The following is a 13516-nucleotide window of genomic DNA, read 5'->3' on the forward strand; positions in this document are numbered from 1 at the left end:
TGTGGTTTTTTTGGATAATTTTAAGAATGGGGTAATAGTTTGTTTTGCTGGATTTTTCAATCAGATTATTAGGGACTTATGCAGTCTTAAAAACGTTTTATTCGTTGCTTAAAAAAGTAATATCTTCGATTAATCGCTTCATATCTTCTTTGTTGGTCCCGTCATAAAACCCACGAACTCTTTTTTTAGTATCGACCAAAACAAAATTTTCGGTGTGGACCATATCATATAGTTCACTTGGTTTTCCCAGTTTTACGGCCAAATAGGATTTTCTGGCCATCGAGTAGATTTCTTTTTTGTCTCCGGTTACTAAGTTCCATTTTGCTTCGTTAACATGGTATTTTTTGGCGTAAGCCTTCAAAACGGGAACGCTGTCAGTCTCTGGAAAAACGGTATACGACAATAATTTTACCTTTGGATTAGTAGCAAAAGCTTTTTGAATATCGAATAAATTAGTGGTCATCTTTGGACAAATGGAGCCGCAAGTGGTAAAGAAGAAATCTGCAACATATATTTTGCCTTCGTAATCTTTTTGGGTGATGGTTTTTCCGTTTTGGTTGACAAACGAAAAATCAGCAATCGTATGATACTTGCTTTTGTATTGAACGGTGCTGTCCACTAATTCAGGATTTACATCCGCAGGATTATATATTGGGAGTGTTTTTTTGGGCTTTAAAGCCGAATAAAATAAGGATAAAATGATTGCCGAAAGAACAATGAAGACTCCGAAGAAGAGTCGGTATTTTTTGAAAAATTCTAACATAACGCTATTTTAATGCAAAAATACGAAAACGAGATTTGTTTTTAATTCAAATTAACACAATCTTATTTCAGATGGATTCCTTTCAAAGAAAAAACATGAAATTAGTGTCTTTTTGATTAAACCTTTTAGATATTCAGGAGTCCAACAAAAATATACTGGTAAATAATAAAATTTAACTAAAAATCAAATTATTTATTAATAGCTTTGTTAAGATAACTAAAAAACTAAAAAAAATGAAAAAAACCAGCAATAAGCAACTGCTTTTTGTGATTCCTGCAATTATGGGTTTTGCGGTGAGTCAAGCTCAGAATGCTCCGGCAGTTAAGGAACCGGGAATCAATGTGAATTACATGGATAAGGATGTAAAGCCAAGCAATGATTTCTTTCGTTATGTAAATGGAACTTGGTTGGACAATACAGAGATTCCAGCTGATAGAACCCGTTGGGGGAGTTTTGATGAATTGCGTCAAAAAACGGATGCTGATGCATTGGCAATTTTAAAAGAAGCCACAACAAATCCAAGTTACAAATCGAATACAGATCAAGGTAAAGCGGTAAATTTATACAAATCTATTCTTGATACCGTTGGAAGAAATAAGTTAGGGATAGCACCATTGAAACCGTACTTAAAAAAAATTGACGCGGTTAAAAATGCCAAAGATTTAGAAGCATTAATGATTGAGATGGAACCTATCGGTGGCATTGGATTTATGGGTGCCGGCGTAGGAACAGATGCAAAGAACAGCAGTAGAAACGTGATTAATTTAGGTCCCGGAAGCGTAGGTTTGCCAGACAGAGATTATTATGTTTCTGAGGATGCTGATTCCAAAGAGAAACGTGCTAAATATGTTTTACACGTTGCTAAAATGTTGCAATACCTTGGTGATAAACCAGCAGTGGCTAAAACGAATGCTGAAAAAATCCTGGCTCTTGAAATTGCTATGTCTAAACCAAGATTGGACAGAGTAGAACGCAGAGACCGTCGTAAGTCATACAATCCTATGACATTGAGTGAGTTGAGTAAGTTGACTCCATCAATCAACTGGAATAATTATTTTACAAAAATTGGATTGGCAAAAGTAGATACCGTAATCGTATCACAACCAAAATACATGACAGCGCTAGAAACTATTTTTAAAGAAAATAAAATAGAAGACTGGAAAGCATACATGCGTTGGAGTTTATTGAACAGAGCTTCAAGCCAATTGTCTACTGAAATTGAAAATGCAAACTGGGAATTTTACGGAAGAACGTTAACCGGTGCAGTAAGTCAAAGACCACGTGACGAAAGAGCACTTCAAACGATCAACGGAGCGGTAGGAGAAGCGTTAGGAAAATTATATGTAGAGAAAAAATTTCCGGCTGCAGCCAAAGCTAAAGCGGAGAAAATGATCAAGAATATATTTTTAGCTTTCGAAAACAGAATCAATAATTTGTCTTGGATGTCTGCAGAAACAAAGGTAAGCGCGCTTGCTAAATTGCATAAATCAAGAATTAAAATCGGGTATCCTGATAAGTGGAAAGATTATTCAGCCTTGACGATTAAAAGTCCAGAAGAAGGCGGAACGTATTTTGAAAACGCTAAAAACATGTCTCAATGGCGTTTTAATGAGAATATTGCTGAGTTGAGCAAACCAGTTGATAAAGAAAAATGGGGAATGTCTCCACAAACAGTAAATGCGTATTACAATCCTTCAAATAACGAGATTGTATTCCCGGCAGCGATTTTACAACCGCCTTTTTACAATTACCAAGCGGATGAAGCAGTAAATTATGGTGGAATTGGAGGCGTTATTGGTCATGAAATTTCACATGGTTTTGATGATTCAGGTTCCCGTTACAATGCTGACGGAAACTTAGTAGACTGGTGGACTGCAGAAGATTTGAAACAATTCTCTGCTTTAACAGGAGCACTTGCCGCTCAATACAGCGCTTTGCAACCTATCCCGGGAACTTTTGTAGATGGTAAATTTACTTTAGGAGAAAACATTGGAGATTTAGGTGGTGTAAATGCTGCTTATGATGGTTTACAATTGTACTTGAAAGAAAACGGAAATCCGGGATTAATCGACGGATATACTCCAGAACAACGTTTCTTCATTTCTTGGTCAACTATCTGGCGTTCAAAAATGCGTGATGAAGCCTTGAAAAACCAAGTGAAAACAGACCCGCATTCTCCTGGAATGTATCGTGCTTATGTGCCTTTGCAAAATATAGATACGTTCTATAAAGCATTCGATATTAAAGCAACTGACGGAATGTATATCGCACCTGAAAAGCGTGTAAGAATCTGGTAGTCGGTTTTAAAAACGTAAAAAAATCCCATTCGTGTAGAATGGGATTTTTTTTTACAGTGTTTTAATGTTGTTTTTTCGAGTTCGTCTTAGGGAATAATTAACCATATACAGTCCAAACAATGTAACCCCACCTCCTATGGCAATAGCTGCATTTAGGGTTTCTCCAAAAATTAACGCCCCTAATAGTACAGCAACAATCGGATTGATGTACGAATAGACACTACTAATTTCAGCAGGGAGATTCTGCAGGGCATAAATGAATGCAATGAAAGTAAGTACCGAACCAAAAATAACTAAATAACCGATAGACCACCACGATAGAGCCGGAATAGCACTTAAACTAACGGAAGTTCCAGTTGCTCCTACGTAAGCAAAAAGCAAGATGCTAGACAAGAACATTTGTATTCCCAAACTAAAATAGGGATTAAAAGTCGCGGCTTTTTTCTTCGTATATAAGGTTCCAAAAGCCCAAGTTAAAGTAGAAATTATGGAAATTAGTATTCCGAATCTAAAATTGGGGATTAAGAAATCACTCAAGTGGTCATAAAAAATAACACAAACGCCACTAAAACTTACAATCAAACCAATAACCGAAATTCTGGACAAACGTTCTCCTCTAAAAAAAGTAATAATAACAATCCATAAAGGAACAATTGCTGCAATTATAGCCCCAAGTCCACTGCTTATGTACTTCACGCCCCATGTACTTAGAGCATTGCTTAGCATGAAATTCAGAATACTCAAAATAATGATTGTTTTCCATTGTTTTCCTCTGGGCCAAGGCGCTTTTTTAAACAAGAAAAAAGAAATATACAGCAAACCTCCAAGGAATTGTCTAATGGCAACCAGTTGTAATGCAGGCATGTGTTTTACGCCCTCTTTTGAAGCTATCCAAGTAGTTCCCCAAAAAAAACTGACCCAGCATAAAGCCAAAATGGGCAATCCAATGGCATTAACTTTAGACGAAACAGCATTCTTAATTTTAGTTCTCACGTTATAAATTTGGTTTCGTAAAAGTATACTTTAAAACGGTCTCTATTTTAGTACTCAAAATTGTTTTTCCGATAGATGGGTTTTTATGATTAAACTTTGGCAAAGCCAAATTTAAATCGAGTGCTTTTTGAGTATAATACAGTTCTCGTGTAGGATGAGATGGAGCGACCGCATTGAAAGTTTCATTCCATGCATTATTTGCTATAATTTTTAGAATTATACCCACACAATCTTTCTGATGAATTAAATTAATCGAAGCATCAGGATTATCCAAATTCTCACGACCCGCCAGAAATTTTATAGGATGACGGTCTTCACCAATTAAGCCGCCAAAACGCAATACCGTTGTTTTGAAGTTTATATTGCTTTGTAAAAGCTGTTCCGTTTCCAGTAATTGTTTCCCTCCTTCAGTATCCGGTTTCGGAATTGTTTCTTCAGTAACAAAAGCATCATTCTCATTATAAACCGATGTCGAACTGATGAAAAGTACGTTTTCAACAGATGATTTTTCTATAAACGGAATTATATTTCTAATCTTGGAAACAAAGTTTTCTGTCCCTGAACCACGAAGCTTTGGCGGGACATCGATGATTAAAATTTCAGAATTCTCCAGAAAATTAGATACGTTTCCAGTGGTTTTATTTTCTGAAAGTGCAATTAAAAAAGGATTGATTCCTGAATTTTCCAACACTGATAATTTCTCGACCGAAGTCGTCGATCCATTTACTGAAAATCCTTTTGATATCATGGCTTTCGCCAAAGGCAAACCCAACCAACCACAACCCAGAATACTAATTTTTGTCATTTTTATTTTTGTAACCAATTTGTTTGCGGTCTTTTTGTGTGTTGTCTTTCTCGTCTTTTTTGATGAGGTAATTCAAAGCTTCATATACATCACTGAATTTCTTATCGTATTTGGTTTCTATCTCCAATAATTTTTCGTTGAATTCTTTGTGTTCCAAGGCATATTTACGAATCATGACAAAAGTACGCATGATCGCAATATTTACATGTATGGCCACATCCGAATTTAAAATACCACTAAGCATTGCTATTCCTTGTTCGGTGAAAGCAAAAGGGGTTGCTGTTGCATTTCGTTTATTTTGGTATGCGGTCACAATTTGTGACCGCATACTTTCCCATTCTTCAATAGTTAGTCGGAACATAAAGTCAGTAGGAAATCGTCGTATATTTCTTTTTACGGCTTGATTCAGGACTTTGGTTTCTACTTCATAAAGTACAGCAAGGTCAAAATCAAGTATCACTTTTTGTCCCCGAACATCATGTATTTTAGATTGTAATGTATGTATCTGCATGTAATTTGTGGTGAGTTCGTTTTATTATGGTTTTTTCAAACTGTCTTTCACAACTGTTAAACTATCTTTAGCCATAGGATTGATAGCTGTATCGATAACATTTGTAACCACAACTGGTGTCGGCTTTATTTTTTGTTTGATTACCACAGCATCATTCAAAACAAAAGGCGTTGGCATCATCCAGTTTTCTCTTTTTGCCATTTCAAATAATGGATTAGTCATTAAATCAAAAGAACTTTCCATCAGTTCCATATCAAAAACCGTTGAGGAATTTACGCTGAACTGCATTTCTAAAGGTGCGTTTCCAACGACATAATAACTCAATATTTTCTTTCCTTTTCGTTGGTAAAGTGAATTTTTTTGGCCTAATGTGGTCACACCATTTGCTTTAAAATTATGAATAGCCATTTTTTCATTGGCAAAAACATCATAGCGATTAACCTGTCGATTTGGGGAAATTTTTATTTTCAAATACCTTTGATTGCCTACAATTCTGTCTTCCAAAAATACTATACTTGGTTTCAGAATGTCTTTTTTAGGAGCTTCGGCAGCATAGGTAAAACCAGAATTGTATTTGCTGAACAATGGTGTTTCGTTTAAGGTTGTTGCTTCTTTTGGGTTTTCACCCAAATAGGTTTTGGTCCAGGAATCAAGATTGGTGTCATAGGTTGCCCAATTGGCTTTGTCCGTATCGGCATCGTAGACATACAATAAGCTGTTTGATTTGGCTTTTCCATATTCGTATCCGGATTCAGAATGTGCTTTCGCAAAAAAGCCAATGGCAAGCCCAAAAAACACCAAAGACCAGATTCCTTTTTTGGCGAAAGCCCCAAAAACAGGCAACAATAATCCAAAAGTCAAAACAGTAAGAATGGCACTTCCAAACAGTACTTTTAGTCCCAAACCTATAGGAAACATCTGGATGAATGGCACTATGATTATCAATGCCGGAATGCTAAAAACAAGACTTAGTATTTTACGGGATTTTTGGGTAATGATAAATGCAGCAAATAAAAATAATCCAAAATAGACAGGAATAACCAAGAATCCTGCTCCTTGTAGACTAAAAGCAAGTGCTCCATTAATCAAAATCCATATAAATAATGGTGCTACATAATGATTCATGGTAATTTTCCTTGCAGAAAAACGGTTGTAAAACGCGAGGCTTATCGCCAATGCCAATAATACAAAGGCTGCAATGTAAGTGTGTCCATTATAGGTGAATCCGTTCAGTAAATCATTGTATTGTGGGTACACTTTCAGCAATGCTTTCCAACCAAAAAAAGTAATTAATCCAGTGACGATCAGGGAACCTAGAAACGGAATAAATCCGCTGCAAATTTCTTGGAATGATAAAATACGTTTGGCTCTTCCTAAAAACAACAGAAAAACAAACAGGGCCAATGCGATTACTGCCATTGGTAAAACCCAGCTAAAAGGATAGCTTATAAAAGTATACGGAATGGTAAAATACACGTAATCTTCGCTGGCTTGCGTCGTATTTAAATCGGCATTGGAGAAATAATTCAATAACGGCATTAAATACGTTCCTTGATGTGCTAACGTGTTTTTGTCCAAATGGTTGATGTCATCTTGGGCAGTATGATAATTAAAATGGTCATCAATAAAAGCAAAATTATAGCCTTGAATATTGCCTTGTTCCCTGAAAACGGTTAAGTCGGTATCATTGGGTAACATTTTATAAATGCTATACATCAAGGAATTTGATACTGGAAAAGTCGCTTTTGCGGCAGCAAACTCTTTTACTAATCCGGCATTTCCTTTGTTAGTTTCCATCAACATATAACTGGGTCCCGAAGAACCTCGTGCTTCAAAATTAAGCACTAAACCGATCTCTTTTGCCCAATGGTGTTTTGTGACAAATAGTGCAGCGCCATTTAATCCTAACTCTTCCGCATCTGAAAACAAAATGATAATGTCATTTTTATATGGGGTTTTGGAATGTAAAAAAGCACGAACACCCTCCAGAATAGTCGCTATGCCAGAACCTGCGTCACTCGCTCCTTTTGAGTAGGAATGTGGCGCACTGTCATAATGGGAAAGCAATAACAAAGCTTTAGAGTTAGAAGTTCCTTTTATGCGCGCTAGAATATTTTTTGATTGCACTAAATTTCCCCAGTCGCTCAAGGTATATCCTTCCTGAACGGTAGTTTTTAGCCCTAATTTGTTAAGCTCTTTTATGAGATAATTTGCAACGACTTTATGTTCTTTGGAACCTACATAATGGGGTTTTTTTGAAATGGCTTGCACTTGGACTAAAGCTCTTTTAGTCGAAAATTCAGAAAGTAAGCCTTCATCGTCTGAAGTCCAGTGTGGCATCATGGTAAAGAAAATCAACCCCAGAATCCCTAGGATAAATAAAGTGGTAAAAATGGAGGAATAATCTTTTTTCATGATAGGGGAGTAGATTGGGGTATTTAAATGTCTTTTTTGACTAACATATAATAATCATTGTCCAAAAGCATATAGCCTTGGTCATAAAGGAAATAGTAGGTATTTCCTGTTTTGGTTTGTAAAATATTGGTAAAAAATTCAAAATCAAAACCTTTGCTCAAGAGTTTTGCCCGAGAAGTTTTTGATTTTCCTTCAACATTTAGTTCGGATAGAATGCGGTAATTCTTGCGCAACTTATTGTTGATGTTGCGCATGAAATTGGTGCTGTCTTTATTTATCTTGTTATTATAAGCATTCCGACAACCGTCGCTGCAAAATTTTTTGTCTTCGCGGCCTACAATCTTCTCTCCACATTCTAAACAGGTTTTATTCATGGATTGAGTTTTTTAATTTCGTATAAATCGGTCCTACGGTCTTTGAGGATTCTGGCACTTCCATGTTCGTGAAGCTCTTTAAGTAAATTCAAATCGACATCTACAATTAAAGTCATTTCAGTATTGGGCGTCGTTTCCGCTTTTATTCCGGTACTCGGAAATGCAAAATCCGAAGGTGTAAATACAGCAGTTTGTGCATATTGAATGTCCATGTTGTTTACTTTTGGGAGATTTCCAACACATCCTGCTATCGCTACATAACATTCGTTTTCAATGGCTCGGGCTTGTGCGCAGTGTCTTACTCTGGTGTAACCACTTTGGGTATCGGTCAAAAACGGGACAAACAAAATGTTCATTTCCTCATCGGCCATTAATCGCGCCATTTCTGGAAATTCCACATCATAGCAAATCATGATGCCTATTTTTCCGCAATCAGTATCAAAAGTTCTAATTTGTGAGCCGCCTTTCATTCCCCAATGCAAAACTTCATTTGGAGTGATGTGAATCTTATAATACATTTCAGAGGTACCGTCTCTTTTGCAAAGAAACCCAACATTGTACAAAGTGCCGTTTTCTAAATAAGGCATACTTCCTGAAATGATATTAATATTATACGAAATAGCAAATTCCTGAAATTTTTTGCGAATAGGATCTGCATATTTTGCTAGCTCTCTAATGGCATCAGGTTCCGATAAATGATTGTAATCTGCCATAAGTGGTGCAATAAACAACTCTGGAAAAAGAGCAAAATCACTCTTATAACCGGATACAGCATCAATAAAAAATTCGGCTTGTTCAAATAAGGCTTCGAGATTTATTAACGGACGCATTTGCCATTGAATTAATCCAAGTCTGATGGTACTTTTTTGGGTGTTTATTAATTGAGGACTTTCATCATAATAAATATTATTCCATTCTAATAGCACAGCAAATTCTTTAGAATCGGCATCGCCCGGCAGATAGTTTTTCATAATTCTCATCACATGAAAATCGTTACTCAACTGAAAAGAAAGCACAGGATCATGCAATTCTTTTAGTTTTACTTTCTCAATATATTTTTTAGGAGTCAGCTTTTCAGCGTGTTTATTATAATTTGGAATCCTTCCGGCAAAAACGATAGCCTTTAAGTTTAATTTTTCACACAATTCTTTTCGGGCATCATACAGTCGTCTGCCAAGCCGCAAACCTCTGTAATCAGGATGAATAAATACATCAATTCCGTACAGAATTTCCCCTTTTGGGTTGTGTGTCGAGAATGTGAAATTTCCGGTTATTTTAGCATAATTAGGATTTTTGTCAACCAAGACTTCTCCTACGATTAATGATAATGCTGCGCCCACCACTTTTCCGTCTGCTAAAATTACTAATTGTCCCTCAGAAAACAGGCCAAGTAATTTTTCAATATCTTGTTCTTGCCAATACGAATCTGCCATTTCAGGATAAGATTGCATCATGGATTTTTTTAACTGCTTGTAGTCGTCAAATTCTAGATTTCGTAATTCTACTCTTTTTATTTTGGTTTGCATAAGAATTGTGTTTTATCAAATATAGCTAAATTTTCCCATTTACAAACGTTTACAAATAGTTACAACCGAAAGTAAATAGTTAGCAACCGAATATTTTTTGGAAGTCACCGCATCTTTGCAATGTTGATTTGAACGACAAATTCAACAAAACATACACTAACATTTAAACAGTATACGCCATGAGCACATTAAGAAACAAAGTACAGTTGATTGGACACGTAGGAAATGACCCAGAAATTAAAACTTTTGACGGAGGAAAAAAACTAGCCAATTTTACATTAGCGACAAACGAAAGCTACAAAAACGATAAAGGAGAAAAAGTTGAAGAAACCCAATGGCACAAGCTGGTAGCTTGGGGAAAAACGGCTGAAATCATTGAGAAATATGTACTCAAAGGAAAAGAAATTGCCATTGAAGGCAAATTAACCCATAGAAGTTATGATGATAAAAACGGTGAGAAACGCTATGTTACAGAAGTTGTGGTAAATGATGTGCTTCTTTTGGGGAAGTAATATTCAGTATTCAGTGATCAGTCCTAGTTTGCAGGTATTGCAATGTTGCAAACTAGGACTGAAAACCTAATAAAAAACCATTCACCGCGGCGAATGGTTTTTTATTGGCTACTAAAACTGTAAACTGAATACTGTTCACTGACCACTATTTTTTTTGCCTAAATCAAATTTTGGACAGTTTTTACAACGTTTTTTTTCTCCTTTTTTATATTTTTCGCAACACTCGGACTTGAGGTTTTCTTTGGCAGATCCATTTTTAAGGAACTTTTTTTTATCCTTTTTCGCATCCTTATTTTTCTTCTTTTTACTCAATTTCTAAAAAAATAAAATCAAGTTATTTGCTAAACAATATTTGATTATTTAGTAGTGCTGTCTAAAGTTAGTTGTTGAATATCTCTGTCAAATAGATACAGGCCTCCTTTGTCGTCGCCAATCAGGTTTATTTTGTCCAAAATAAGTTTTGCCTGAGCTTCTTCTTCAATTTGTTCAGCTACATACCACTGTAAAAAGTTGTGTGTGGCATAATCCTTTTCTGAAAAGGAAACGTCAACCAGTTTGTTAATCGAATCAGAAACGAAAATTTCATGTTTATATAATTCTTCAAACATTTCCTTAAATGTTCCGTAGCTTATTTTCGGGGCTTTTAGTTCACTAACCTTTGCATGACTACCTCGTTCATTTACGTAGCGGACTAGTTTAAGCATGTGTACCCTTTCTTCGTCAGATTGTGCATACATAAATTTTGAAATTCCTTCCAAACCATGAGTTTCTGCCCATGAAGCCATAGAAAGATAAGTTTGGGATGATTCAGCTTCAATTCGAATCTGATTATTCAACGCGTGTTCTATATTTTTTGATAACATAGGAGTAAGTTTTAAGTAAAGTTACAAAAAAACTTAATTTATTGATTCATAATGTCTTGAAAAAAATCTACAAACTGACCTAAATGTAAGCCATCTATTAATGCATGATGTACATGAATAGACATTGGCATGGTTCTTTTCCCGTTTTCAGAAATTTTCATTTTTCCAAAGGAAATTTTCGGGCAACTATCTGGAAAAGTATAGCTTCGGGCATGCGATAATGAAGTGAAATCCAGCCATGGAATCGCCGAAAAATGGATTACATTGTCATCTGTAAATGTTCGGGTAAAAAGACCGGTCGTGTTTTGTATTCTTTCAATTTCAGTCAATGCATTTATAGTAAAAATTTCAAAATTAGCATTGTATTCGATTAAAGAAAATCCGAAACTACCGTCTTCACGACCAATAGTAGCCGAGGCATCAATGTGATCAAAAACATATATTTGGTCATCCGTAATCCTATAGCGAAATGATTCGGTGGTATTGACTGCAACCAATGTTTTGTGTAAATAATAGATAAAGAAGGAAGCGTTTAGTGATTTTGCAGTTGCATAGGCTTTCGTACAGTCGATTTCGACAGTGGCACCAAAGAAAGGTTCTTCAAATTGCCTGAAGAAGTGGAAATGTTCTTTTCTGGACCAGTTCGTTATATCTAAAAGTGTTTTCAAGATTTTGTGTTTTATTTTTGGTTTAAAAGTACGGTTGTTTTTAGGGATTTTAAATTAATTTTTTTGCCAATAAACCATAAAATGGATGCATCAACTATGCGTGTCACATTAAAAAGCAAGATTAGCAACCATAAAAAAAGCCCTAGAGGAAATTTCCTTTAGGGCTTTTTGATGTAAAAAAGTAGTTTATTTTACTCTGAAAGTAACTCTTCTTACTAATCTTCTTGCGTTTTCTGAATCGATATCTACTGAAGTATCTTCACCAGCAGCAATTACATTTAATCTTGATGCATCAACATTAGCTTTCACTAAAGTGTTTTTTACATTGTTAGCTCTTGCATTAGATAATTTATCATTATATGCAGATCTTCCAACTTCATCAGCATGACCTACAATATCAATTGAAGCAGTAGGATTGTTTCTCAAGTAAGTTAACATGAAATCAATACCTTCTGTAGAAACATTAGTTGGAGTAGATTTATTGAAGTCAAAATAAACGGCAACATAACCACCGTTGATTAAACTTGTAATCAATTCGTTGTTTGTTAAAAGTGGAGAATTATTAGTAGTACTACCATAATTTTTCAAGATGTAAGCTTCAGTTTCATCAGGAACATTATTGTTGTTCTTGTCAATTGATCTTCCTTTAGTATCAACCATTGCACCTGCAGGCGTACTTTGCTCTTCATCTAAATAATCAGCTACACCATCTTTATCAGAGTCAAGCATTTTATTTTCGATAGCCATGAATCTTGCATCAATTGCGTCAAATTTACCTTCATTGTCAATAACCCAGTCAGCATGTTTTTCATTACCACCTAAGTAAACAGTTAAACCTACAGTACCATTAAAAAGTACACCGCCGAAACCAGGAGTTCCTACTCTACTTGCACCATCAAAAGTACGGTCTTGTTTAGCATTAAGAATTGTTGTAAAATCTCCAGTCAATGCAATTCTATCAGATAATTTAATTTGACCAGTAACACCAGCAATAAAATTACCCATTCTGTCAGTTCCTGAAAAGTTATCAGATTCACCAAAACCTAATCCAAAACCAGCATGACCTAATAAACCAAGAGTGTTTGTCCAAGTTTCAAAACTCATGATTCTTCCTAAGTTAGCAACTGCTTGTAAATCAGCTCTGTAGTATTGAGAATCAAATCCTATTGAATTTTCACCTTCTTTAAAACTGTTATATCCAAAATCAGCTTTCAGACCAAATTTGTTATTGAACATGTAACGCACGCCTAAATCAGCTACATAAGCACTAGTAACAGCAGTTCTATATCCAGCAGTCATAGGTCTCATCGGTTTGTTTAAACCTCCAGCTAATTCAACAGACCATTTGTTAAAGTCATTTCCTGTACTTGCGCTTTCTACATTTTCAGTTTGAGCACTTAAAGTTGTCATTGCAGAAGCAAAAACTAACGTAAGTATGATTTTTTTCATAATTTTTTTTCTTTAAATTCGATACAAATTTACATTACAAAATTTAATAAAAAAATTTAAAGAGTTAATTATGTAAGAATTAATATTAATTTTATAATAGCAAAAAACAATTCCTATCGTAAAATTCTGATATTGAGTTGGTTAAAAATAATAAAAAAAGACTTATATTTTAAAATAAAAAACCAATAATTTAAAGAAAATTTGATTGTTTACTTAATTTTAAGACTTGTTTAATTGATTTATATAGGAGTTTTGGATTAAAATAAATTAGTAAGCCTTTATCAAGCGATCTAATTGCTCAATTCCAACGAATTCCAGTCATTTAATTTTCATGCACGGG

At 35.1% G+C, this 13516-nt stretch carries 12 protein-coding genes; 2 read left to right on the plus strand and 10 right to left on the minus strand.

Annotation, left to right across the window (positions count from 1 at the left end; genetic code table 11):
* Window positions 1-97 precede the first annotated feature (97 nt).
* Complete coding sequence (locus ACNQGD_RS04915) at window positions 98-763, minus strand: SCO family protein (protein ID WP_417995659.1); 666 nt, start codon at window positions 761-763, stop codon at window positions 98-100.
* A 233-nt stretch (window positions 764-996) separates the two neighbouring features.
* Here ACNQGD_RS04915 and ACNQGD_RS04920 point away from each other — a divergent pair, with 233 nt between their 5' ends.
* On the plus strand, window positions 997-3060 hold the full coding sequence (locus ACNQGD_RS04920) for a M13 family metallopeptidase (RefSeq protein ID WP_417998498.1): 2064 nt from the start codon (window positions 997-999) through the stop codon (window positions 3058-3060).
* 51 nt (window positions 3061-3111) lie between these two features.
* Here the strand turns inward: ACNQGD_RS04920 and ACNQGD_RS04925 are convergent, their stop codons facing one another.
* From ACNQGD_RS04925 to ACNQGD_RS04950, 6 genes are all read right to left on the minus strand, one after another.
* Window positions 3112-4053: a DMT family transporter gene (locus ACNQGD_RS04925; RefSeq protein ID WP_417992976.1), complete on the minus strand. Its 942-nt coding sequence runs from the start codon at window positions 4051-4053 to the stop codon at window positions 3112-3114.
* Between the two features lies 1 nt (window position 4054).
* A complete protein-coding gene (locus ACNQGD_RS04930) occupies window positions 4055-4858 on the minus strand; it encodes a Rossmann-fold NAD(P)-binding domain-containing protein (RefSeq protein ID WP_417998499.1) in 804 nt (267 codons plus the stop codon).
* Window positions 4845-5369, minus strand: a complete 525-nt coding sequence (locus ACNQGD_RS04935; protein WP_417995656.1) for an ORF6N domain-containing protein — start codon at window positions 5367-5369, stop codon at window positions 4845-4847. Before ACNQGD_RS04935 ends, ACNQGD_RS04930 begins: the two co-directional genes overlap by 14 nt.
* 24 nt (window positions 5370-5393) lie before the next feature.
* On the minus strand, window positions 5394-7712 hold the full coding sequence (locus ACNQGD_RS04940) for a M28 family peptidase (protein ID WP_417998638.1): 2319 nt from the start codon (window positions 7710-7712) through the stop codon (window positions 5394-5396).
* A gap of 95 nt (window positions 7713-7807) precedes the next feature.
* Window positions 7808-8158 carry a hypothetical protein gene (locus ACNQGD_RS04945; RefSeq protein WP_417998500.1) on the minus strand — a complete coding sequence of 117 codons (351 nt, stop codon included), beginning with the start codon at window positions 8156-8158 and terminating at the stop codon, window positions 7808-7810.
* The gene (locus ACNQGD_RS04950) at window positions 8155-9684 is read right to left on the minus strand and encodes a GNAT family N-acetyltransferase (protein WP_417992980.1); all 1530 of its coding nucleotides are present in this window, start codon (window positions 9682-9684) and stop codon (window positions 8155-8157) included. The genes ACNQGD_RS04945 and ACNQGD_RS04950 overlap by 4 nt, the downstream gene beginning before the upstream one ends.
* A gap of 179 nt (window positions 9685-9863) precedes the next feature.
* Here ACNQGD_RS04950 and ACNQGD_RS04955 point away from each other — a divergent pair, with 179 nt between their 5' ends.
* Entirely contained in the window at window positions 9864-10196 is a 333-nt protein-coding gene (locus ACNQGD_RS04955; protein ID WP_417998501.1) for a single-stranded DNA-binding protein, read from the plus strand.
* Window positions 10197-10552: 356 nt separating this feature from the next.
* Here the strand turns inward: ACNQGD_RS04955 and ACNQGD_RS04960 are convergent, their stop codons facing one another.
* The 3 genes from ACNQGD_RS04960 to ACNQGD_RS04970 form a co-directional block, all read right to left on the minus strand.
* Entirely contained in the window at window positions 10553-11059 is a 507-nt protein-coding gene (locus tag ACNQGD_RS04960; RefSeq protein WP_417998502.1) for a ferritin, read from the minus strand.
* Window positions 11060-11097: 38 nt separating this feature from the next.
* The gene (locus ACNQGD_RS04965; RefSeq protein ID WP_417998503.1) at window positions 11098-11727 is read right to left on the minus strand and encodes a CatA-like O-acetyltransferase; all 630 of its coding nucleotides are present in this window, start codon (window positions 11725-11727) and stop codon (window positions 11098-11100) included.
* Between the two features lie 186 nt (window positions 11728-11913).
* Entirely contained in the window at window positions 11914-13176 is a 1263-nt protein-coding gene (locus ACNQGD_RS04970) for an OmpA family protein (protein WP_417998504.1), read from the minus strand.
* Window positions 13177-13516: the final 340 nt, after the last annotated feature.

This window comes from Flavobacterium glucosi, from assembly GCF_048286535.1.
Lineage (GTDB): Bacteria > Bacteroidota > Bacteroidia > Flavobacteriales > Flavobacteriaceae > Flavobacterium.

What these genes read in the sequence shown, in the direction of transcription:
- ACNQGD_RS04960 (WP_417998502.1), bottom strand. Translation starts at nt 11,059, where the DNA reads ATGTTATCAAAAAATATAGAACACGCGTTGAATAATCAGATTCGAATT.
- ACNQGD_RS04945 (WP_417998500.1), bottom strand. Translation starts at nt 8,158, where the DNA reads ATGAATAAAACCTGTTTAGAATGTGGAGAGAAGATTGTAGGCCGCGAA.
- ACNQGD_RS04920 (WP_417998498.1), top strand. Translation starts at nt 997, where the DNA reads ATGAAAAAAACCAGCAATAAGCAACTGCTTTTTGTGATTCCTGCAATT.
- ACNQGD_RS04970 (WP_417998504.1), bottom strand. Translation starts at nt 13,176, where the DNA reads ATGAAAAAAATCATACTTACGTTAGTTTTTGCTTCTGCAATGACAACT.
- ACNQGD_RS04935 (WP_417995656.1), bottom strand. Translation starts at nt 5,369, where the DNA reads ATGCAGATACATACATTACAATCTAAAATACATGATGTTCGGGGACAA.
- ACNQGD_RS04950 (WP_417992980.1), bottom strand. Translation starts at nt 9,684, where the DNA reads ATGCAAACCAAAATAAAAAGAGTAGAATTACGAAATCTAGAATTTGAC.
- ACNQGD_RS04930 (WP_417998499.1), bottom strand. Translation starts at nt 4,858, where the DNA reads ATGACAAAAATTAGTATTCTGGGTTGTGGTTGGTTGGGTTTGCCTTTG.
- ACNQGD_RS04915 (WP_417995659.1), bottom strand. Translation starts at nt 763, where the DNA reads ATGTTAGAATTTTTCAAAAAATACCGACTCTTCTTCGGAGTCTTCATT.
- ACNQGD_RS04955 (WP_417998501.1), top strand. Translation starts at nt 9,864, where the DNA reads ATGAGCACATTAAGAAACAAAGTACAGTTGATTGGACACGTAGGAAAT.
- ACNQGD_RS04940 (WP_417998638.1), bottom strand. Translation starts at nt 7,712, where the DNA reads ATGATGCCACACTGGACTTCAGACGATGAAGGCTTACTTTCTGAATTT.